The sequence below is a fragment of the Bacillus sp. BF2-3 genome, from assembly GCF_008368795.1.
GTDB classification, from domain to species: domain Bacteria; phylum Bacillota; class Bacilli; order Bacillales; family Bacillaceae_G; genus Bacillus_A; species Bacillus_A cereus.
Genome location: NZ_QOSA01000017.1, coordinates 102,368 through 123,706 on the forward strand (window position 1 = coordinate 102,368; position 21,339 = coordinate 123,706).

The window sequence follows — 21,339 nt, forward strand, 5'->3', positions numbered from 1 at the left end:
TAACTTCCTAGCATAGCATTCGCGGAAATTTTAGGTGGATATGTATTGTTACAAGTTACTGTTTTACTTTGAGTACTCCTTTACTTTCTTATCAAGTGCCTTACTATAAGCATCTTTGTTTTCCTGTGATAACTCATAAACTGCTTTTTTCCAATGCTCTCCGTCTACACCTGATAAAAATTCAGTACCTTTCATTGCAGCTTCTTGAATCTTCTGTTTATCTTCTTTACCAGCATCCTTAATTAACTTCGTTGCTTTTCTTACCTCTGTTACCCCTTCTTGTATGGATTTGTGAATGTCTTTGTATGTATCAGGTACTTTTATGTGTTCCATATTATCTAAAATTTTATCTATCTCGTTTGATGTTTTTAAAACAGCTTTTGCTTTTTCTTTATCCTTTAAGGATTCTCCTAAGTTTAGTAATAGTTCATCCTTCTTAAATTGGAACTCTACCACTTGCTCACATATGTAGTACGGATACTGTTGTTCGGAAAGTATTGTTATTGCTTTACTAGTTTGCTCAGTCTTATGAGTAGAATCTTTATCTCCTACCTCGCATCCGACTAACAGCATAAATGGAACTGCTAACGTTACTAGTTTCTTTGCTCTCATTATGTATTCTCCTTGTGGAAAGTATTGTAATTAATTAACATATCAAACTATAACATACATTACATTATGGTTCACTTCCATCACGCTTTTAAAATGTAAAATAAGAATACACCCCATAAGCCACAAATAAGATCAATAGAATAGAAATGCCGAGTACCGTATATATAATCCCTTTTAAATTTGAGTTCATATCATCCTCCTACTCCCCGATAATTCGAGTATATAACAAAAAAAGCATTGGATACCCAATGCTTTTTACACTTACGCAAATAAAGAAGTATTCGCATATAAAGCTGGTGAACCACCTGAATGTAAGAATAAAATATTGTCTTCCTTATTAAAATTACCTTTTCTAATTAAGTCGATTAATCCCGCTACTGCCTTACCTGTATACACTGGATCAAGTAAAATACCTTCTGTTTTCGCAAGTAACTGAACTGCCTCTACCATTTCTGGCGTTGGTAACGCATAGCCTGGTCCTACATATTCATCAAAGCACGTAACAGCGTCGCGCGAGATAAAGTTTGGAATACCAACGTGTGCTGAAGTTTCATCTACAAGTTTTGCTACTTTCTCTTCTTGCTCAGCTTTTCCTCTACTTACGTTAATTCCAATTACAGGAATATGGCTTTGTGTTCCAGAAAAACCAGTAATTAAACCAGCATGCATACCGCCGCTACCACTTACACAAACAACTGAACTGAAATCAATTCCTTGCTCAAATGATTGCGCCATAATTTCTTGCGCACAAGCAACGTATCCCATAGCGCCCGTAGGGTTTGATCCACCAACTGGAATTACATATGGTGTATTCCCTTTTTCACTTACTTCTTTTGCTACTTTATGCATTTCTTCCATCAGGTCTGCTCCGTTCGGTACAACAATGACGTTTTCAGCACCTAATAAGTGATATAAGAAATAGTTTCCGTTAAAGTCTCTCTTCTCTTCTGGCTCAAGCCCTTCCTCTAATACAAGAATACATTTCATTTTTTCTTTTACCGCAGCAGCAAGTGTCAGGCGGCAATGATTTGACTGAATACCACCAGCTGTAATTAATGTATCTGCACCCTTTTCCTGTGCATCTGCAACTAGAAATTCTAACTTTCTCGTCTTATTGCCACCGGCTGTTAAACCAAGTAAATCATCTCGTTTAAAATAAATAGTCGGGCCACCAAGTGCTTCAGAAAAATTGTTTAACTTTTCAATTGGTGTATATGATTCTGTATATTTTTTTCTCGGGAATTTAGCTAAATTCATTGTAACGCTCCTTTTGTACTTCTTTCACAATATATGTAACGTTACTATTATTACACGTAAAAATGGTGAAGTCATCTTTCTCGGTTAAAAATGTATTAGAATTTCATTTTGATAAGTAAAACCGTATTAATGATTTTAACTTAATTACGGTACATGAAATTTATATCAACGATTTTTTAAATATATCGTTCATTACTTACAATATATCAACGATTTTTCAAATATATCGATCGTAACTTGCAGTATATCAACGATTTTCTTAATATATCGATCTATCGACAAAAAACGACAGACAGGCAACCCCTTTCTCATCAACAAAAAAAGAGCCCACACATTCAAATGCAGACTCCCTCCAATCACTTATTTACCGAAAAACGAAGTAACTGCGTTAATCCCGGCTCTAAATTCATTTCACCTTTATGGCGTACGTATACAGTTTTATCTCCATCAAATTTCGGAGGGTTTGCTTTACTATACGTATGCCACTCATTCGTTCCTTCTATAGAATACTCCATATATTCATTTGCACCGACAATTATATTTTTACGATCATCTGCCATTACATTTGGTGCCATCTGCGCAATTTTTGAATCACTAATTAATAACTTCTTTATATCCTTATCACGTTTGTAATCGTAAGCTGTCACAATTACATCGTTACCATATGCTTTCACTTGTAACCCTTGTTTAAATGAATAGCCATCTGGAGCAGTTTTCTCTCCTCCATTCGGTCCTGCTGACATCCAGCCTGTTTCAATCCCGCCCGTATTTACAACAGTGAAACCTTTTTCATCTCCGCCTGCAATTTTCTTTTTACCAGCCCAGTCCGGTAAGTTTAAATCCCAATGCGTATGACTCGTAAAGAAAACGACCTGCGGATAGTCTTTTAATATATCGTACAATTTATCCACGTTTAAATAATCTTGTAAATATGGTGATTGTCTTGATCCAGATACTGTATCAGGTAAAACGTGATGAGAGAAAATAAAGATTGGCTTATTTTTATCTTTTTGACTGTACTCTTCTAAATTTTGTTTTAACCAACCTAATTGCTCATCACTCATATATACTTCGTCCCACATTTTTGAATCGTGGTATTTCATATATTTTTCCGTTCCTAAAAATAGAAACGGATAACCGTCTAATTCTTTTTTATGATATACCTTTTCTTGTCCACTAAATTTCAGATAGCGGTTAAATAAAGTTTCCTCATTTACACCATTTGGCCATGTACTTTGAGAGAGTTTTCCATCTGCTGTCCATTTACCAGCATAAAACTCATGATTCCCAACAGTAGACCATACATTTTCTGGATGCTTATTTTTATTTAACACACGCTTTACATCATCATATTGTGACTGTTGTCCAGTCGGCGTTATATCCCCATTCATAATAAGCGCTCTAGAAAGTGGCGTCACTTTGTTCATATCTTTTAGCACATGATCAAAATCCCCTAAATCACCTTGAATATCACTAATAACATTAAAAGTTGTAGCTGATTTTCGGGCTTGCTCTTTCCCTTCCGCATGCACTGAAAACGTCGGTAATAATGCCGCCATAACTGCTAACGAAGCAACTGTCTTTTTCATACAAATTCTCCCCCTAATAATAGAATGTACAAACTGACATGTTCTGCTTTCTCTTAGGTGCTTGTCCAATTCACATTATAAAGAGGGATTGTAAAGATAGATGGAGTAAAAAATTAAGTGTTTTTTAAGAGATTTTGTTGTTTTTTGCACTCCACAATTCGCGATTCACGCCAATCTAGCTTTCTAGCCATTTACATTACATAAATGTAAATGAATATGATGAATCTCTTAGTTTAATATGTTGTCTTTTTAATCTCTGTTATATAACCGCCACAAAATATGCTATCTTTTCAAGTTCTCTTTCTTTAATAAACATTACTCCTCTTTTAATTTGCCTTAAAATTGTAAAGTGGCTTAATAATATGTTTAATATCAATTGTTTCTTTTGTATTCTCAATAATTTCTTCCATTGGCTTATATACCATTGGCGCTTCATCTAAAGTACTTTCTGCAACAGATGTAGTCCAAACCTCTGTCATTGTATTTTGAAAATCCTCTAAGTTAAGTACTTCTTTCGCCTTCTTACGGCTCATAATACGTCCTGCTCCATGAGGGCCAGAAAAGTTCCAATCTGGATTTCCTTTACCAAATGCAATGATAGAACCGTCTCTCATATTAATTGGAATGATTACTCGTTCATCTTTCTGAGCTGAAATAGCACCTTTTCTTAGAATCATATTGTCCATATCGATGTAGTTATGGATTGTAGTGAATTGATCTGTTACTTTCCAATCCATTTTAGTGACGATTTCATCAATCATTGCTTTACGATTTAACTCCGCATATTTTTGAGCAATTTTCATATCATTCATGTAATCTTTAAATCCTTGTCCTTCTAAATAAGCTAATTCTTTGCGAATCACCGGTTTCTTAATTCCACGTAAAGCTTCATGTATTTCTTGTTGTCTACCTTCTTTCGTTAAACGTTCAATAATTTCTTCTTTAATAGATTTAACGTTTATAAGTTGCTCGTAAGCAAAGTTTTGATAATACTCTGCTACCTGTTTCCCTAAATTACGCGAACCACTATGAATGACAATGTATACATTTCCTTTATCATCCTCATTCAGTTCGACAAAATGATTGCCCCCTCCAAGCGTACCAATACTTTTTTGAGCACGTTGCAATGTAAACGGGGCTCTTACACTATCAAAATCAATCATTTCTGAAAATCTATGTTCCTTATCTCGAATACGAAAACCACTTGGGACAAATTTGCGTATCGTTTCGTCTAAGTGATCGAAGTTGATTTCCTCTTTTTTCTTATTAATCATAACAACTTCCATGCCACAACCAATATCGTACTTACCTCTCAGTTTCCTGAAAGAGTGGACTATACCTTCTCTACAGTCATCGAGATATGCAGTCTCTACTGTAGGCTCACCGTATTAATTATTCCTCTTCAATTCAAAATGGATGAGGAATAATTCTGTACCTTAGTCTGCTAACATCGTACAAGTCTCTGAACCATTCGATTATGTCACCATAACCACTGGCTGCTGATTGCCCTCGCCTTTTATCGTTAGGGTTTCCAGTCAATTGAGTGAGTAGTTTAAAGTCTGAGCCGCTTAGTTAACCCCGACTAAATTAGGAACAATCTTATCTTGAATTGTCATTGTTGTCCCAATCGTACAACCTGCGCCCGCATGTGTATCTGGCATAATACGGATCTTGCTATCCTTTACGAATTGTTGGTTACAAAGATCAATAATTTGACCTGCTGCAGTTTTTTCTACATTCGTAGTAAACACTTTTGCTTCATTGTATTTCCCTTGTAATTTCAACATCTTCTATTTCCCCTTTCCTTTAGTTTCTACAAAAAATCAATTCATACATATTATATAAATATATTTCCCACCACTACATCTCATTTCCTTTTTTATAAAGAAAGACACAGAGATTCCTCTCCATGCCCACAAATCATCTACCTCTTCACCGCATGCACATAATATACCGTCTCGAAAGCTTTCAAATAATCATTTCTTCCGGCAAAATATAATGTATTTATATCCTCTGGTGATAAGTGCTCATAAATGAGTAAACCTGAATTCTCTAACAATGCTTCCATTTCGCGATAAGAATAACATGACTTCATCGGTTCTCCGCCTATTGCAGCCATTTTTACCATATTTTCAACTCGGTTAGACAACCCTTTTTCCGTAAATAAATTTTCATCGGGATAATCGAAAACGATAGAACTCCCTTCTGTAACCATCTCAAACAAGCACTCTATTAAACTAGCAAGTTCCTCTTTCGTTAAATAGTACGTAACACCTAAAAGGCTAAAGAAAGTCTTTTTATGTTCAAATCCTTCATTGCGTAACTGTTCATAGGAAAATCCTTTCGTAAAATCCATTGAAACAAAATGAAGGTTTTTTGGAACTTCAAGTTCTGTTTCTTTTATTCTTTCCTTCTTAAACGCCTGCGTAGAAGGATGATCCACTTCAAATATTTCTATTTTATTTTCTAATTCTTGGTGTCTAAAACTGAACGTATCTAAGCCTGCACCGAGTATGACGTATTGTTTCGCTCCCAGCGTAATCTCGTGTAGTAATACTCTTTCACAATATGCCGCACGTGCTAAAGGTGTTGGTGATAATTGCACTTGTGTAATCCATTTTAATATTTCTTGTGGATTATCTTGAAACTGCTGTGCAATGTCTGTATTGAAGAAATGTATTCCTTGAACCATATTCGTTTCAATATTAATTCGTTCTTTTGGCGAAATGAACTCTTTAGCTACATAATCATCAAAGATTTTCGGATTATCAAATTCACTATGATATGCCCTGCTGAAAGCTGATACTAACGACGTTACACTTGCTTCACCTTGTTTCACGCACATACACTCTCCTTCATTTTCACAACAAAAATAGGGTTCCCCTGGCCAGGAGAACCCTATTATACACCTTATTTTTATATTGGTAAATTATAGCATAAATAAGTTTTTTTGTCAAGTTTCCAGCCTGCTACGCTCCAACAATTTTTGTAATCTCTAGCAGGAAGACTTCGATCTACACCGAATATTCCAGTTTATAACAACACAAATGGAGGGCGTCATGAAAAGATTAGTTATCATTACAGTTGGAAAAACTACATTTGCTAAAGAGTACTCCCCTACCCCAAATAAGAGATTATAAAAATTACATAATCATAGATTATTATGTAAATACTTCCTCTAGGCGGCACAGATGGTATATAATGATGGAAGAATCTACTTCTATATGCTCAATTTTACACAAAACAGCTCATGCATATGAAAGAAAAGAGGTACAAAAATATGAAAACAAAACAAACAATTGCTGCGTCTACACTAGCTTTAGCAATGATTGCTGGCGCGAACTCTACTCATGCGGAAGTAAATGATGCTACTCCTCAGCAAAGTACGGGAGATCGATTAGCTGAAATTAAGCAACATAAACAAGAGTTAGATGCGAAATTACAGCAACACAAAGAAAACGTGGATCAAACATTAAATGAACTTAACAAAGTTAAGGAAAATGTTGATACGAAGGTGAATGAACTACATGAACGTAAACAAGTTGCTGATGAAAAAATTAACGAGATTAAACAACATAAACAAGAGTTAGATGCAAAACTTCAGCAAGACAAACAAATCGCCGAAGATAAAATCGCTGAAATTAAAGAGCATAAAAAACAAGTAGAAGATAAAGTTGCTGAAGTAAAAGAGCATAAACAAAATATCGATAACAAAGTGAATGAGATTAAAGAACATAAACAAACTGTCGATGAAAAAGTGAATGAAATGAAGCAACATAAAGAGAACATTGATCAAAAGGTTAATGAACTTAAGGAAGTTAAAAAACAAGTAGATGAAAAATTAGCTGAGTTAAAGAAAGCGAAACAAACTGCTGAAGACAAACTAGCTGAACTAAAAGAAAACAAGCCAAATACTGGTAACACGTTAGAGGAACTTAAGAAAATTAAAGGCAATTTAGACAGTCTTTCCGCTAACTTAGAACTAGCTAAACAAGATGTAAAAAACAAACTAGCTGAATTACAAAAGGCTAGAGAAGATTTACTAAATAAAATTAACGAAATTAAACAATCGAAACAAACTGTTTCAGACGATTTAACAAAGAAAAAACAAGACTTAGATATTAAAATCAACGACTTTAAGCATACTGAGAAAAAAATTGACGACAAATTAGCTGAGTTACATACAACGAAGCAAAATGTTGATAACAAGATTAATGAAGTATCACAGTCTAAACAAACGCAAGCAGATAATGGTACTAAAAACAATAACGCTAAAGAACTTCCTAACGCTGGTAGCGAGCAATCAAACAATATGGCTCTAGGAATGCTATCTGTATTAGGCGGGATTTTATTACTTACTCGTAATAAAATTAAAACGTTATTCTCTAAATAAATCCATTAAAAAAAGGAAAACCGCACATACATGTACGGTTTTCCTTTTTTTATATTAACTGTCCATCTCGAAGCGTCAATATACGATCACATACATCAAGCATTCTTTCATCATGTGTAATCATAATTGCTGCTTTTTGGCTCTCTTTCACTTCACGTTTCATCATTTCAACAACTTCACGTGCGCGTTTTGAGTCTAAGCTTGCCGTTGGCTCATCCGCTAATATTAAATCTGGGTTGTTCATGAACGCACGAGCAATTGCTACCCTTTGTTTTTCCCCACCAGATAGTTGATTTGGATAATGATTTTTTCTTTCTCCTAATCCAAATGCCGCTAATAAATGATCCGCACGCTTTTCTGATTCTTGTTTACTTTCTTTTTTTAACTTAGCAATGTAAAGTAATTGTTCTTTCACATTTAAATATGGAACAAGATTTGCGAACTGGAAAATGAAGCCGATTTTTTTCAAACGAATGTCTGTCATTTCCTTTTCTGATAGCTTCGTAATATTTTGCTCACGAATGTAAATATCCCCTTTTGACGGTGATAATAGTGCACCCGCGATTGATAATAATGTACTTTTCCCTGATCCAGAAGGACCGACGATTCCGATAAACTCTCCAGCTTTCACATCAAGCGACATCGGATGAAGGGCTGTTACTTCCGTATTCCCTTCTCCGTACACTTTACTTACTTTGTCTAATTTCAATAATGAAGTCATTACATCCCGCCTCCAATTGCTTCTAATGCATCAACTTTTAATACTTGGTATAACGAAATAAGTGTTCCTAAAATACTAATTACGATAAAGATTGCTGCGTATTGTGCAATCATCGGTGTTGTTAATAAGAACGGCATACCCGCTGGTAAAATTTGTTCTAACCCTTGTACAAGAACGATACTAATTACCATCGCAACGACTGATAAGAATAACGCCTGTACGACTAAGCTATTTGCTAAATATGAGTTCTTTGTACCAATTGCTTTTAATACACCTAATTGCTGTGTTTTTTGTAGTGTAATAACATAGAAGAATACACCAATTAATAACGCAGCGATCACAAGTAAGAACGCAATGATCATCGTTAATGTTCCTTGCTCTTCTTTAAATCCTGGAATACTTTGCAGTACTTCTTTTTTATCAATAACGTGAGCATTTTTAATTTCTTTATCTGTGTTAAGTGCAATTGCACTATAATCTTTTTGGTTTGGTTGTGAAATAGATCCCCATACGTCTTCATTTACATAAACGACTGGTGTATGGCTAAACATTTGATCTTTCGTAAATCCGACGATTGTAAATTCTTTCTTTGAAACAGGATCGATAATTGTATCTCCAATATCGATTCCCTTCTCTTTAATCGATTCATCAGCAACCATCTCGTTGTTTGCTGTACCTAATTTCTCCCCTTTTACAATGTTCGGTTCTAAAAATGAATCTCGTTCGCTTGAGAAAATAGCGATATCAACCTTTTTCGAGCTATCTTTCTTTTCATATGTTGAAACTTTCACACGAAACGGAACTGCCTCTTTCTCGCCTACTTGACTTACTACGTTATCTACATCGTCTTTCTTAATTTGTGAACGAAGTAATTTATTTTCCGCATCATCTGCTAAAACGAACTTATTTGCCTCCATATTTTGAATCGATGAAGCATTATCATATGATAATCCATTTGCTAATCCTGAAATAACAAGGACTAAAAATGATAATAACACCATAATCAATCCGATTAATCCGTATCTTAATTTTGATTGTTTTAATTCACGCAGAGCTAAAAACATTTCGCTCGCTCCTTCCTCTTTCTTTCTATGCACTTATCATAAAAAAGAAATATGAACGGAATATGAACAGAAGATTACAGAGATTAAGATTAAATTTTCAGAAAGTATTGAAAATATTTGAGATCCTTGATACAATTCAGTCAAATAATATTGACCGAGTAATTTAATTTAAGGAGTTGATCATTTTGAAGCCCGTATTAACACTAACTACTTATAGCCAACTAAAAGCATTAAGCGATCCACTACGTGCCGAAATGATGATACGTCTATGCGAACGTCCTTATACTGGACAATTACTATCTGAGAAATTCGGCATTTCAAGGGCGAAAATTCATTATCATTTAAAAGAATTAGAAAAGAATGGTCTTATAGAGATCGTTTATACAGAAGAAAAGAATGGGATTATTCAAAAGTTTTATCAATCTGTCGCGAAAGGCTTTACCCCTGCTGCCGAACTATTACCTCATTTAGAAATAGTAAGTGAATCAGGTCGCCAAATCTTTTTACAAATGACGGAAAGAACGAAAAGTCATATTCTTGCTGCACCCGAAGAAGCTTTTACATTAAGAAAAGAAAGTGAAGACCCGGCTGAGTGGAATTACGTTTCATCTTGCTGGGAGTTTGATGCTACGCCAGAACAATTTCAAGTGTGGGTGAAAAAATTTCATCAATTGATGGCTGAATTAAATGAAATCGCAAAAGACGCGGATAAAGATCCAAATAGTAAATCTTATTACATTTCTACTACTGCACTTCAAATCGCAGAGAGAACAATGCAGCAATTTGTTAAAGAAGAAGAAAAATCGTAATACGATTTTTTTTTACATAAACGGTCAAATATATTTTACCGAATAAATTTCTTATAAAGGAGTAGATTAAATGGACATATTGAAAAACCGGAATTTCCTCTTATTATTTTTAGGGAGAATTTTTACAAACATAGGAGATAGCTTGTACTACGTAGCAGCAATGTGGCTCGTATATAAGCTAAGTGGTAATCCTTTTTATTCTGGATTGGCTGGTTTCCTTACGTTACTACCTTCTGCATTACAATTTCTTACCGGCCCATTCGTTGATAGATGGCCAATTAAAAACACCCTCGTCATCACACAAGTTTTGCAATGCATTCTTATATTAATCATTCCTATTACACACTACTTCGACCTATTAACAGTCCAACTACTACTCATCATCATGCCCATCGTAGCCTTTATCGAACAATTCGCCTATCCTGCACAGTCAAAAGCTTTACCACTTCTACTGCATAAAACACAATTATTAAAAGGAAACTCTCTCTTCTCATTTGCGTATCAAGGCATTGATTTAATTTGTACGACGCTTTCTGGAATATTAGTAGCACTATTTGGCGCGATCACTTTATATGTAATTGACTCTTTCACATTCGCGATTACTGCCCTTTTGTTCTTTTCATTGAAAATACCAAAGCAAACCGAAACAGGTACAACACTTTCAACTAAACAATATTTCTCTGATTTAAAAGAAGGTTTTTCAATCGTCTTCCGTTCCTTAATGGGCGTATTCTTAATCGGTTCCGTTGTCGCTAATTTTTCAATTGGTATGACGATGGCCATACTCCCTTCTTTCGCTGATTCTTTAGGGGGCGTGAAATCATATGGCTTCTTCTTAGCTGCTATATCAGCAGGTAGTCTCATCGGTGCATTATTCAGTTCATGGGTTGGTAAACGTAATGTTGGCCGTGTCTCTATTATTGGCTTTGCGACTGGCGCTACCTTTTGGTTTCTCTCTACAATCGTACCGTTTCAATGGCTATCTATTCTCTTATTCGGCCTAGCTTGGATTCCAATTGGTGCAACCAACATATTATTTGCGACAATTAGCCAAATTGTAATTCCAAATCAATATATTGGCCGCATCAATTCAGTCATGCGAAGTATGAGCACAATTGCTATGCCGATCGGTTCTTTAATTGGCGGATACACTGCAAATGTATTTAGTAGCCAACTCATTTTCGCACTCGCTAGCATCGGTATTTTATTTATTTCTCTCGTATGGCTACTTCATCCGAAATTACGAGCATTGCCAAAAGCTGATGAGATTACAGCGGATACTTTTGGAGTGCAGTTTAGGGAGGAGCGCGGGAAAGGTGCTGCTTTATAGCCAGCAAACATAACCCCGTTCTAAATTTGGGACGGGGTTAAAAATATAATAATAAAGTCGTTTGAATATCTAAATTTTATTCAACAAAAGCACCAACCTAAAACGGCAGTTAACGCTTTGATGGCCATGCCCCCTGCATTTTCCTTAATTGAATAATTTGGCCTGTATGATAAGCATCATGAAGCATGATGTCCAGTAATTTACCTTCAAGTGAATTTTGTTCAAGCTCTCTTTCAGAAATTGCACTTAATACCTGTCTTAAATTACGCTGAGCATTTTCAGAGCGTTCAACGACTTCCTTCCATTCCGTATCATTATTAGATTGCTTAGTCAGATAAAAGGTGTCATTACCGTCAAGATTATGTGTCCATTCACGTCCTTCCAAGTTTGCAGCAAGTCTTTCTTTGTAATAAGTGAGATGATTAACATTCTCCCAAATGGTATTCGTTGTCTCTCCAGCTGGTTTCCACATAGCCTGTTCAGCTGTAAGTCCTTCTATAGCATGTTTAAACGGTGCATACCAACTCTCTTTATCGAATGTTGAATCTAGTACGTTTAATAACAAGTCAATTCGTTTCAAAGTAATTTCCTCCCTACACAGTTCAAGTTTTAATACACTTCCTCTAACTCTGTAGAGATTCTACATTTTTAAATAAACTTCCTCCTAATCCCACTCCATAAACTCATCCGATTATGCAATTAAAATGACTCATATTTTTTCATTTTACACGTATACTTGTGACAAAAAAAGAAGAGGCTGTTCCCAAACAGCCTCTTTCATCTATTTAGGAAGTTCAACCCGAACAGTCGTCCCTTCCCCTTTCGTGCTATATACCGAAACGGTCCCTTTATGCAGTTCAACAATCTTCTGCACGATTGATAACCCTAAACCGCTACCTTCTACGTTTCTTGCTCTCGCTGTATCCACCTTATAAAAACGATCAAAAATACGATCCATTTCTTCTTTTTCCATACCGATTCCGTTGTCTGATATAGAAATTATAACGCTAGACTCTAACTCTTCCACGAAAAACTCAATCGTTCCACCATCGTTTGAAAACTTAATGCTATTCGTGAAAATGTTACTCCATACTTGATGAAGTAAGTTTTCATCACCTTGAATTGTAATGTCCGGCACATCAAATTCAACGGCGATATCTTTTTCCCGCCATTTCCATTCAAGCATAAAAATGACGTCTTTAATTTGTTTTTGTAAGGAAAAGTCTTTTATTTGTAAAACCTTTTCCTCCTTATCTAATGAAGCGAGCGTAAGCAACTGTTTACATAAACTAGACATTCGCTTACTTTCACCTTCAATAATTTGTAAGTAATGATTTCTTTCTTCCTCACTCATCTTTTCTGTTTGCAACGTTTTTGAAAAACCTTGTATGGAAGAAAGTGGTGATTGAAATTCATGTGAAACGTTCGAAACGAATTCTTGTCTCATTTCATCTAGTTCTTTAATACTTTTCGTCATCTTTTGGAAGCTTGTAGATAACGTTCCTATTTCATCTTTTCGTTTTACGTCTAATTCAATTTTATATTCCCCACTCGCAATTTTTTGCGTAGCCTTCGTAAATTTACGGATTGGGCGAACGATATAACCTGCTGCAATCGCTATAAAGATAATGCTTAATAGTACGATAAACCCAAGTAATACCGCTAAGAAAATTCGCATTTCGCCAAATTGGTTCTGAATGTCGGGGCGAATAAATAACGCGTACTGTTTATCACCGTGCTTTACCGGTACACCAACACTATTTATTAATTCATTATCGAAAAATCCTGTAATAAAAAGACGCGTTGGATACGTAGAAACACCATTAAACGTTTCTCCTTGCAATACTTTATGAACAGTAGCATCGCTAATAGACGTCTTACGAAACGCATTACCGATACGCTTTCCATTCTTTTGATCATCGACAATATAAATTTCATACCCTAACTTTGCAATAGAATGCAAATACGTCTCTTGATTTTCTTCACTTTGCTTTTCATATAATGATTTAACTTCTTCCGCATACTTTAAAATCTTTTCACTATTATACGGTTTTAACTTCACTTGATAATATACGTTCGTTAATAAAAAGCCGATAATACTACTAAGTAGCATAATGCCGACCGTCATAAATACAAATCTAGAATATAGTGATTTCATCTTATTTCAACTCCAACTTATACCCGAGGCCGCGCACTGTCGTAATTTGAAAATCATCCGTTCGTTTTGAGAAACGATCTCTCAGCCGTTTCACATGAACGTCAACCGTTCGTTCATCCCCTTCAAAATCCATTCCCCATACTAATTCAATTAGCTCTTCTCTTGAAAATGTTCTCCCAGGATAACTAGCTAATTGTGATAATAATTCAAATTCCTTTAACGGAAGTAAAATCGTCTGTCCGTTACACTTCACCTCAACACCTTTACGATCAATTGTCGTTCTGTGGAGTGTAATAATGTCTGCACTCAGCATTTGATAACGGCGCAGCAATGCTTTCATACGGAAAATCACTTCAGCTGGTTCAAATGGTTTTACGATATAATCGTCTGTGCCAGAAATGAATCCTTTTTCTTTATCCACTAACTGGTCTTTCGCAGTTAATAAAATAACAGGAATATCATGATACTTCCGTATTTCTTCACATAACGTATAACCATCAACAAACGGCATCATAATGTCTACAATCGCAAGATGAATATTTTCCTTCTCTAATACTTCTTGCGCTACCTTTCCATCTTCAGCTTCAAAAACTTTAAACCCCTCTTTTTCTAAATGGTAATGCAATAACTCTCTAATATGTTTATCGTCATCAGCTAATAAAATATGTATCATCTTCATTAAACCCTCTCTCGTTCATCCTTCTACATCACTACATTAAAAAACAATTGGATTTTTTGCAAGAAAAAGAAAAAGAATCTATTTTGAAAAAAGATTATTCAAAATAGATTCTCACGTTTTAGTATTAAGATTATTTTAATCAAAAACAATTTTTAAGCCTTCGAAATATCAACAAATCCTTCTCCGAACACATCACGAACATCGTGGATAGCGATGAACGCCACCGGATCCGTAGTTTGAACAATCCGCTTTAGCTTCACTACTTCTTGCTTATTAATAACAACATAAAGAATGTCCTTCGGAGTTTTCGTGTAATAACCATGACCTGAATACACAGTAACCCCTCTACCCATTAAAGTAGTCACCTTCCCGGCAATTTCATCTGGTTTATCAGAAATAATTGTAATGGCCTTTTTCGGATTTAAACCTTCAATTACAAATTCCATTACTTTCGTTCCTACATATAGCATAATAATTGTCAGCATCAGTTTTTCTGCACCAATGATGAAATAAGATGAAAATGCAACGATTAAATCGAAGAACAGTAGACCATAGCTAATGCTCCAGCCTAAATACTTATGCGTCATTCTTGCTAAAATCGTAGTACCTGCAGTTGTTCCACCAACGCGAATGATAAGACCAATACCACACCCTATAAATATTCCACCGAAAATGGCATTTACCAGCATTTCATCTGAAGTAATCGTCCATCCTTCTGTTAAATGAAGAAATAGCGAGTTCGTAACTACAGCGATAATCGTATAAATCGTTGTGATCTTATTTAAAAATTTATAGCCGACTATTAGCAAAATCGCATTTAAAATTAAATTGACTAAACCTGGTGACCATTCAAATAAATAGTACGTAATAATCGTGATACCTGTTACCCCGCCCTCACCAAACTCGTTCGGGATAACAAACAAATTGACACCTAACGCAAAAAGAAATGCACCGATAATAATAAAAATAATGTCTGTCGTTCTTTTTTTCATACAGTACCTCACTTCTTATGTAAATATTTATTCTGTCATAAACTCTCACCATTATATCGTGGAATATTCAAATCGAACAGTGGTTTGTTTTTATTTTAATATAAGATAAAAAATCAACATTATTTATTATGTACTGCAAATAAAGTTTTGATTTCAACCGTAATTTACTCTTAAAAAGAAATGCTAAACATTGACTTGCACAAATTTCAAATAAAAAAGTACCCATCTAATTGTCATACGCAATGAGATGGGTACTGCATGATACATTTAGTTTTTACATGTATTGTTTGGAGAAAATTGCAAATAACAATTTATACTCGCCTTATTAAGACCAAATCCATACATCATCATTATTTTCAACGTTCGTCTTTGCTTCATGAACTTTTTCAATATGGTCAACTGTGTTCCAGTTAATAGAACTTCCGCCCCACCCTACATACTTCATATCAATTTTCACTTTCTCACCCACATTAAATACTTGTCCCTTTGTTAAGAAAACATCAATAATATCTTTCTTCCCATTTAACGATGGATACTCAACTACAACATATTTAGTAGCACCGTCTCCCTCATCTTCCATCGTTCCTACTTTTGATACTTCTCCAATTACATAATTAGGTGAGCCATCTTCTTTCATGTGCATACCTAACTTGTTTGTTGTATTTTCAACTGCAGTTGCAACCATATATTCTGTAAAATTACGCATCATAGATCCAGTAGCTTTTACTTCATCTCCTACTTTCACGTTTGAAAGTGAATCAATATACACACTAACAGGTTCCTCATATTGCTTAGATTTTACAACAATCACACCGTTATCTACTTCTACTACTCGTCCTTCTAACGTCGAGAAATTCGATTCAATAGAAGCTGCACTCGCTTTTGTTAGTTCTAATCCTGGTACATTTGTTCCTGATAATGCTGCGATCCCTAAAGCACCTGCTAAAATTATTTTTTTCATACCCATATGTAACATCTCCATTCATGATGATTTTATTTTTTTGATTGGTATCGACCAACCTGTAATTATTATAGTTACAGGTTATAAAAATAACAACCGTTTTCCTCATGCAATGATGCATACTGTGATTTTCAAATATAAATTTTAGCAAAAAATATTTGTAGATTATTCCTATATTCAGCACTAATACTAAATTCTCAAATTACAGCAGGTGAACTTATTGAAGGCGGAGAAACTAATGTCATGTACAATGTTCTTCAACTCTACGGTTTGTATAGCCGTAGTTCATTACATTATGTAGGAGCGGGATTCATATGTTAATAAAGCCAAAGAGATTACAGCCAGGAGATATCGTAGCGACAGTAAGTCCTTCGTGGGGAGGAGCAGGTGATGCTGAAATAAGATGGCGATATGAGCAAGGAGTAAAAAGATTAGAAGAAGTTTTTAGTCTTACGGTTATCCCAATGCCAAATAGCTTAAATGGTAGCGAATACCTTTATAACAATCCAGAGGCTCGTGCGGAAGATATAATGACAGCATTTAAAGATACACGTGTGAAAGCAATTATCGCGAATATTGGTGGTGAAGATAGCATCCGGTTACTTCCCTATATAGATTTTAATGTGATACGCGAAAACCCGAAAATTTTTATGGGGTACTCTGACGTTACTATTACACATTTATTTTGTCATAAAGCAGGGCTTTCCTCTTTTTACGGTCCAGCCATTTTAACGGATTTTGCTGAAAATGTAGAGATGGATCCATATACAATTGAAATGGTAAATCGAACTCTCTTTTCCAATGAAATGATTGGCGAAATTCAACCAGCTCATGAATGGACGAGTGAGCGTTTAGAATGGATAGAGATAAATAAGGATACAAAGCGTACAATGCGGCAAAACAATGGATATGAGTTACTTCAAGGCTCTACCACTGTACAAGGGCACTTAATTGGTGGTTGCATTGAAGTACTGGAATTTGCAAAAGGAACGGAGCTTTGGCCTGAGAGAAAACATTGGGAGGATAGTATTCTCTTCTTTGAAACTTCTGAAGATCATCCAGAACCAAGTTATATAAAGTATTGGTTACGAAATTATGCAGCGCAAGGCATTCTGCAAAAAGCAAAAGGTATTATCTTCGGTAAACCGAAAGATGAACAATATTATGAAGAATATAAACATGAAATACTGCAAGTTATGAAGGAACATCATTTAGAAGATTTACCGATTCTTTATAATTTAAATTTCGGCCATACTGAACCGAAGTTTATTTTACCTTACGGCGCGTTGGCAGAAATTGATTGTGAAAATGTATCTTTTTCTATTTTAGAGAGTGGCGTGGAATGAAGTGTAACTTTAATCAGTGGGGGGTCCATTCACATCGCTATCAAGCTAACATTTTGAAGTACTCCCAAAACAAAAATTTATTCTTTTCATAGGTAACCAAGGACATTTAGTTTATTTTTTCGTTTTAGGGAACAATTAATTTCTTAAGTTGATAGCGATGTGGCGCTATCCCAAAATATAAAAATCTCCTTCAAAAAAGAAAGGCGCCTACGCACCTTTCTTTTTTAACTCACTTGTACTCTCTTCAGCATCCAAAATCCCTTCGGAATCACTTTAATACATCATTGTACGGATCTAATTGCTTTTTAGAAAAGTAATGGATTGTCTCCTTACTTTTCAGTAACATATTTCCTTTTATAATTAAAAAAAATGATATTATAGTTTTTCAATTCTCATATAAAGTCTATTGACTGTATATATCTTTCTCTATATTCTTTAACAACATTTCCAACCTATCCCTAGTAACTTGATTAAAATGTGGATTTAATTCCTTTATTATGAATTCAAGTAACTCATAGCTTATGTATTCACCCAATTCCAGTGAATATTGTTCAGCTAAAAAAGACTTTAATTTTTTAGAGATATCAATCTTATCCTTTTTACTAATTTTTATCTCCATTCGATAACAAACCCCTCTTAGATTAATCTGAAAAGCTAATTAAAATAACTTTTTATTACCTGAGAACTGGTCACTGTTGCATATCTTTTTTTGAAGTATCTCTGTTTTATATATTACACAGCACAATATATAAAACAAAGCCCAAATACAGAATTTTTAACTTTATCAACTTTTTTAGGAATTCCAAATAAAATTAACTTTTTCATATTATTAAATTTTTTCTATAAATTTTTCATACCTTCTACCTTTTTGGCACTTTCGTTACCGTAAGTTGCAATTTTCCTCATTTTTAAAATAATACAACCTAGACTCAATGCAAAAAGTGCAAATATCCCAAAAGTAACAGTTATAGTATTTAATGATAGACTCCAGCTAATTAAGAAAGATACTAGTGCCCCCCCTAAACTGGCCGATGCGATAAATAGACTAGTCACTTGATCAATATTATTTTCCATAATACGGGAATCTATGATTAATGTTATTGGAAAAACACCCGCTATGACTAAACCAATAATGAAGATGACAAACAAATACATACCTGTACCTCGAACAAAGGGAAATAGAGATAAAAGAATCACTAATGTAAAGCAACTAGATGTAATATATGTCCAATAATTAAATTTATGGGCTAGCTTACCTACAAGTATTCTTCCTATAACTATTGCTAGCCAAAAACAAGATATACTTACTGAACTGATTAATTCATTCTCGGTAAGAATCATTATTGTAGATAAAAAATTTGCAAGATTAGTTTCTATGCCTGCATATAAAAATGCAAAAAGTGAAATGAATAATATAACTGTAATCTTTTAAATTTTAGAGTAAATGAGGAAAGGGATGCTCCTCCCTTTCCATTATTTTGAGGAGAAAAATTTAGAAATTTTGTACGTCCAAACATGTACCAAACAAATAGTGTAAAAATAAAGAATAGTAATATCCCATAAAGAATAAAATACCATTCATAAAATTTTATAATATAATTAACTAGTAACGGAAACCCTAGCGTCCCAACCCCAAACCATACTTCGAGAATGCTAAATTTAGCAGCACTATTCCTTTCTGCTGAAATAATAAAGGAACCCACCGTAGTTTCTAACAAACCCCTAATACAAAGCAAATAACAGTTAAACATGCCCATTCTTTAATATATATAAAACCTCCTAGAACGATGGACATTACTAAAACACCTAATGTTATTGTTTTAAAATAATGATACTTTCTTACTAGTATGGGTGAACTTAGAACACCAAATAAAAAAACCGTAAATTGAAAAAATATTAAAACGCCTAATTGATCAGGGGTTCTTCCATAATATTGTATGAATGAAGGAATTAAACTACCTATGCAAACATGTATTATTCCTACAATAAAATAAAACAAGCAACCATATCTAGTCCTTTATCCGGACAAAAAAATCGATCCAGTCAAAACTTTAAAATTGATAGTTTACCTGTAGGTACCAAAGAATTGAAATGGGTTATTGTGCCTTCAGAAAAAGATCATCCTTCTACTATCTCTTTCAATGTAATGATTGATGTTCCCCTAGGTACTGATTCTATTCGTTGGAAAAATATTTCACATGAATCTAGGACTGAAGCTTACACAAATACCAAATATTATATCGCAAGTCCAATTGGTGCCACTAGCAAATTCACTGTGCAAATTTATGCTATTACAAATTAGAAAATAAAGAATCCCAATGGAGTACCATTAGGATTCTTTTTCGATTTCATTTCGTAAACAATAGATGGAGATTAAATTTATTTGCAAATCATTTAAACCATTTGAGAATTTATATTTTGAACGGCCGTTTATTTCCAAAGAAAAATCCAAAAATATTAACTACATTTTCCTGCTTATCATTTACTCAAAACTGGCTTCCAAAGCGATAGGGCAAAAATCCAATTTGTGTCACCATTGCCTTGATAACCTTGAACTGCTTTATACACTTTCCCCTCATATACTACTCTATCACCTTTAGTATATGCTTTTCTCGCATCCCATTTTTCATATGTGGAATCCTCTGCCTTTGTTGTTACATCCAATACATCACTTCTACTAGATTCATTTCCAGCTAAATCAACCGCTGTTACTACATATTTATACGATGTATTAGCCTTCAATTCCTTATCCATAAAGTTAGACTCTTTATTTTAATACTAGTAGAATCATTTCGTTCATAGAGACTATCTTCAATTAATATTAAAAGCTACTTTCTGGTTGCTGTTGTCCATCTTCACCTATACAATTAGTTTGTAAGAACCCTCCTCTTAAGGAAGGCCCTATCTTTTATCAGAAGTAGAATTCAATTTAATGCTTAGGGCAAACATTTTATCGCAGACACTATCAAAGGTACATTGCATCATTTAACAAATATTTTAATCCTACCGCTAGACTTACAATAAGTATAGACAAATATCAATTTCCGCACCAATACTATTGATAAAACCAATAGTATGTTGATCAAAACATAAAGAAGGGACTTCATTATTTTCTATTTTTACAACAACAGATAATTTGCATTTTAGATTATGTTTACTTTGCATATTAATTATTTCATTTTTTTTATGTTCCAATATGGAAATTAACTTTTTTACAACCTCTTCTGCATTAAGAGATTCTTCATACCCTGTTTCAATACTCCAGTTTGTTTCTTCCCGAATAAATAACGAATTACCTCTAATAAACTCACCTTTTTTATAAGTCATCGTTGGTTCTAAATTAAATTGTTTAGTTAGCTCTTCTGGATTAAATATTTCTCCGAAAATGGCTAGTTCTACATTTATTAATGTACTCAAATTATTTAACA

At 34.3% G+C, this 21,339-nt stretch carries 18 protein-coding genes and 5 pseudogenes; 5 read left to right on the top strand and 18 right to left on the bottom strand.

The genetic code is table 11. The features are described 5' to 3' along the window. Positions 1-63 precede the first annotated feature (63 nt). From DN401_RS14110 to DN401_RS14135, 6 genes and pseudogenes are all read right to left on the bottom strand, one after another. Positions 64-612 carry a hypothetical protein gene (locus tag DN401_RS14110; protein WP_001201797.1) on the bottom strand — a complete coding sequence of 183 codons (549 nt, stop codon included), beginning with the start codon at positions 610-612 and terminating at the stop codon, positions 64-66. A gap of 261 nt (positions 613-873) precedes the next feature. Further along, a complete protein-coding gene (cuyA, locus tag DN401_RS14115; RefSeq protein ID WP_149287767.1) occupies positions 874-1,869 on the bottom strand; it encodes a D-cysteate sulfo-lyase in 996 nt (331 codons plus the stop codon). Positions 1,870-2,225: 356 nt separating this feature from the next. After that, the gene (locus DN401_RS14120; RefSeq protein ID WP_000754287.1) at positions 2,226-3,458 is read right to left on the bottom strand and encodes a DUF4073 domain-containing protein; all 1,233 of its coding nucleotides are present in this window, start codon (positions 3,456-3,458) and stop codon (positions 2,226-2,228) included. 326 nt (positions 3,459-3,784) lie between these two features. After that, on the bottom strand, positions 3,785-4,744 hold the full coding sequence (locus DN401_RS14125) for an RtcB family protein (RefSeq protein WP_000454383.1): 960 nt from the start codon (positions 4,742-4,744) through the stop codon (positions 3,785-3,787). Between the two features lie 285 nt (positions 4,745-5,029). Next, a pseudogene (locus DN401_RS14130) lies at positions 5,030-5,245 on the bottom strand (RtcB family protein); the annotation flags it as partial. A 137-nt stretch (positions 5,246-5,382) separates the two neighbouring features. Beyond that, positions 5,383-6,303, bottom strand: coding sequence for a class I SAM-dependent methyltransferase (locus DN401_RS14135; RefSeq protein WP_002204744.1), 921 nt, complete (start codon positions 6,301-6,303; stop codon positions 5,383-5,385). A 435-nt stretch (positions 6,304-6,738) separates the two neighbouring features. Between DN401_RS14135 and DN401_RS14140 the strand changes: the two genes are divergently transcribed. Beyond that, complete coding sequence (locus tag DN401_RS14140; RefSeq protein WP_000851034.1) at positions 6,739-7,851, top strand: LPXTG cell wall anchor domain-containing protein; 1,113 nt, start codon at positions 6,739-6,741, stop codon at positions 7,849-7,851. A 49-nt stretch (positions 7,852-7,900) separates the two neighbouring features. On the opposite strand, the gene DN401_RS14145 is transcribed toward DN401_RS14140, so the two are convergent. Both DN401_RS14145 and DN401_RS14150 read right to left on the bottom strand, forming a co-directional pair. Beyond that, complete coding sequence (locus DN401_RS14145; RefSeq protein WP_000202606.1) at positions 7,901-8,572, bottom strand: ABC transporter ATP-binding protein; 672 nt, start codon at positions 8,570-8,572, stop codon at positions 7,901-7,903. Beyond that, positions 8,572-9,636: an ABC transporter permease gene (locus tag DN401_RS14150; protein WP_000477773.1), complete on the bottom strand. Its 1,065-nt coding sequence runs from the start codon at positions 9,634-9,636 to the stop codon at positions 8,572-8,574. The genes DN401_RS14145 and DN401_RS14150 overlap by 1 nt, the downstream gene beginning before the upstream one ends. 185 nt (positions 9,637-9,821) lie before the next feature. Here DN401_RS14150 and DN401_RS14155 point away from each other — a divergent pair, with 185 nt between their 5' ends. Both DN401_RS14155 and DN401_RS14160 read left to right on the top strand, forming a co-directional pair. Continuing rightward, entirely contained in the window at positions 9,822-10,445 is a 624-nt protein-coding gene (locus DN401_RS14155; protein WP_000805787.1) for an ArsR/SmtB family transcription factor, read from the top strand. Between the two features lie 70 nt (positions 10,446-10,515). Then, positions 10,516-11,775 carry an MFS transporter gene (locus DN401_RS14160; protein ID WP_098212722.1) on the top strand — a complete coding sequence of 420 codons (1,260 nt, stop codon included), beginning with the start codon at positions 10,516-10,518 and terminating at the stop codon, positions 11,773-11,775. A gap of 109 nt (positions 11,776-11,884) precedes the next feature. Here DN401_RS14160 and DN401_RS14165 read toward each other — a convergent pair whose 3' ends face one another. The 5 genes from DN401_RS14165 to DN401_RS14185 form a co-directional block, all read right to left on the bottom strand. Then, a complete protein-coding gene (locus DN401_RS14165) occupies positions 11,885-12,355 on the bottom strand; it encodes a DinB family protein (protein ID WP_000821001.1) in 471 nt (156 codons plus the stop codon). A gap of 201 nt (positions 12,356-12,556) precedes the next feature. Continuing rightward, a complete protein-coding gene (locus tag DN401_RS14170) occupies positions 12,557-13,933 on the bottom strand; it encodes a sensor histidine kinase (RefSeq protein WP_000839519.1) in 1,377 nt (458 codons plus the stop codon). Between the two features lies 1 nt (position 13,934). Next, positions 13,935-14,612 carry a response regulator transcription factor gene (locus DN401_RS14175; protein ID WP_179953573.1) on the bottom strand — a complete coding sequence of 226 codons (678 nt, stop codon included), beginning with the start codon at positions 14,610-14,612 and terminating at the stop codon, positions 13,935-13,937. A 152-nt stretch (positions 14,613-14,764) separates the two neighbouring features. Further along, positions 14,765-15,604 carry a YitT family protein gene (locus DN401_RS14180; protein ID WP_000747502.1) on the bottom strand — a complete coding sequence of 280 codons (840 nt, stop codon included), beginning with the start codon at positions 15,602-15,604 and terminating at the stop codon, positions 14,765-14,767. A 325-nt stretch (positions 15,605-15,929) separates the two neighbouring features. Continuing rightward, positions 15,930-16,571: a F0F1 ATP synthase subunit alpha gene (locus DN401_RS14185; protein WP_000525486.1), complete on the bottom strand. Its 642-nt coding sequence runs from the start codon at positions 16,569-16,571 to the stop codon at positions 15,930-15,932. Positions 16,572-16,879: 308 nt separating this feature from the next. Here DN401_RS14185 and DN401_RS14190 point away from each other — a divergent pair, with 308 nt between their 5' ends. Further along, entirely contained in the window at positions 16,880-17,911 is a 1,032-nt protein-coding gene (locus DN401_RS14190; protein ID WP_098212721.1) for a S66 family peptidase, read from the top strand. Positions 17,912-18,179: 268 nt separating this feature from the next. Here the strand turns inward: DN401_RS14190 and DN401_RS14195 are convergent. The 3 genes and pseudogenes from DN401_RS14195 to DN401_RS14205 form a co-directional block, all read right to left on the bottom strand. Next, positions 18,180-18,290, bottom strand: a pseudogene (locus DN401_RS14195) (HXXEE domain-containing protein); the annotation flags it as partial. Positions 18,291-18,314: 24 nt separating this feature from the next. Further along, the gene (locus tag DN401_RS14200) at positions 18,315-18,530 is read right to left on the bottom strand and encodes a DUF2164 family protein (protein ID WP_000403244.1); all 216 of its coding nucleotides are present in this window, start codon (positions 18,528-18,530) and stop codon (positions 18,315-18,317) included. Between the two features lie 221 nt (positions 18,531-18,751). Beyond that, positions 18,752-19,874: pseudogene (locus DN401_RS14205) on the bottom strand (MFS transporter). 36 nt (positions 19,875-19,910) lie between these two features. On the opposite strand from DN401_RS14205, the pseudogene DN401_RS14210 reads away from it, so the two are divergent. Next, a pseudogene (locus DN401_RS14210) lies at positions 19,911-20,213 on the top strand (hypothetical protein); the annotation flags it as partial. Positions 20,214-20,389: 176 nt separating this feature from the next. On the opposite strand, the pseudogene DN401_RS14215 reads toward DN401_RS14210, so the two are convergent. Both DN401_RS14215 and DN401_RS14220 read right to left on the bottom strand, forming a co-directional pair. Continuing rightward, positions 20,390-20,674: pseudogene (locus DN401_RS14215) on the bottom strand (carbohydrate-binding protein); the annotation flags it as partial. A gap of 252 nt (positions 20,675-20,926) precedes the next feature. Continuing rightward, complete coding sequence (locus DN401_RS14220) at positions 20,927-21,328, bottom strand: DUF4279 domain-containing protein (RefSeq protein ID WP_000105603.1); 402 nt, start codon at positions 21,326-21,328, stop codon at positions 20,927-20,929. Positions 21,329-21,339 lie beyond the last annotated feature (11 nt).